The sequence below is a fragment of the Moorena sp. SIO4A1 genome, assembly GCF_010672065.1.
In the GTDB taxonomy this organism is placed as follows: Bacteria; Cyanobacteriota; Cyanobacteriia; order Cyanobacteriales; family Coleofasciculaceae; genus Moorena.
Genome location: NZ_JAAHHX010000699.1, coordinates 1 through 1,468 on the forward strand (window position 1 = coordinate 1; position 1,468 = coordinate 1,468).

A 1,468-nucleotide genomic window follows, 5' to 3' on the forward strand; every position below is an offset into this window, starting at 1 on the left:
TACAGTGTCAAACAGATGTGCGATCGCTTCCGGTGCGGGGACAGGTTACTCAAGAGGATGCGCACTGAGCCAAACTTCAGCCAGTGGAGTCGCTCTCGAGATCCCGAGGGCATCACTTGGGAGTATCGGCAAGGAAAATATTTTCCTTTAGTTGATCAGCTTAATCAGGTTAATCAAGAATCATCAGCCACCTCTGAACCTGAAATAGAGGATACTACTCCCACTACTAATGGGTCATCCCAGGGTTTTTTAGTAAAACCCTACAGTGTCAAACAGATCTGCGATCGCTTCCGTTGTGGGGACAGATTACTCAAGAGGATGCGCACTGAGCCCAACTTCAGCCAGTGGAGTCGCTCTCGGGATCCCGAGGGCATCACTTGGGAGTATCGGAAAGGAAAATATTTTCCTTTAGTTGATCAGCTTAATCAGGTTAATCAAGAATCATCAGACACCTTTGAACCTGATAGCGATGAGACTACTCCCACTACTAATGGGTTATCGCAAGGTTTTTTAGTAAAACCCTACAGTGTCAAACAGATGTGCGATCGCTTCCGGTGCGGGGATAGGTTACTCAAGAGGATGCGCACTGAGCCCAACTTCAGCCAGTGGAGTCGCTCTCGGGATCCCGAGGGCATCACTTGGGAGTATCGGCAAGGAAAATACTTTCCTTTAGTTGATCAGCTTAATCAGGTTAATCAAGAATCATCAGACACCTTTGAACCTGAGATAGAAGAGACTATTCCCACTACTAATGGGTCATCCCAGAGTATTTCAGTAGAACCCTACAGTGTCAAACAGATGTGCGATCGCTTCCGTTGTGGGGACAGGTTACTCAAGAGGATGCGCACTGAGCCCAACTTCAGCCAGTGGAGTCGCTCTCGGGATCCCGAGGGCATCACTTGGGAGTATCGGCAAGGAAAATACTTTCCTTTACTTAATCACCAATAGTTCATTAATCTCAAACCAAGTCAGCAGATGCGCGCTTCGTAGCGCCGACGCTACGAAGCGCGCATCTGCTTTATTATTTCTGGGATACGAGAAAGTTTGGTCTTTCCCAACTTGGGGTATCTTCGAGTCTGTTCTGCCTCTTCCCCTTCTCCAGTTTCTAGTCAGGGAAAGTGGTTAGTGATTTTTCCTTTCCCTGGGCTAGCTGCTACGCTCGACCTAACCTTTAGCTGCCATAGATAACATCAGGTCAATCATGCGGTTAGAGTAACCCCACTCATTGTCGTACCAACAGACAACTTTAAAGAAATTAGAATTAAGTTCCATTCCCGCTCCAGCATCGAAAATGCTTGAATGAGGGTCGCCTTGAAAATCGGTGGACACCACTGGCTCCTCTGTATAGCCCAAAATTCCTTTCATCGCCCCAACTGACGCTGCCTTCATTGCTGCACAAATCTCTGGGTAGCTGGTTGCCTTTTGAGTCCTGAAGGTCAAATCTACCACTGATACATCCGGTGTTGGA

1 protein-coding gene and 1 pseudogene are annotated in these 1,468 nt (G+C 47.6%); one reads left to right on the forward strand and one right to left on the reverse strand.

Features of this window, described 5'->3' with window-relative positions:
• A partial coding sequence (locus F6K53_RS42065; protein ID WP_366511443.1) for a hypothetical protein occupies positions 1-948 on the forward strand: 948 nt, incomplete at its 5' end.
• Between the two features lie 216 nt (positions 949-1,164).
• Here the strand turns inward: F6K53_RS42065 and F6K53_RS42070 are convergent.
• Positions 1,165-1,468 (reverse strand): annotated as a pseudogene (locus F6K53_RS42070) (type I glyceraldehyde-3-phosphate dehydrogenase); the annotation flags it as partial.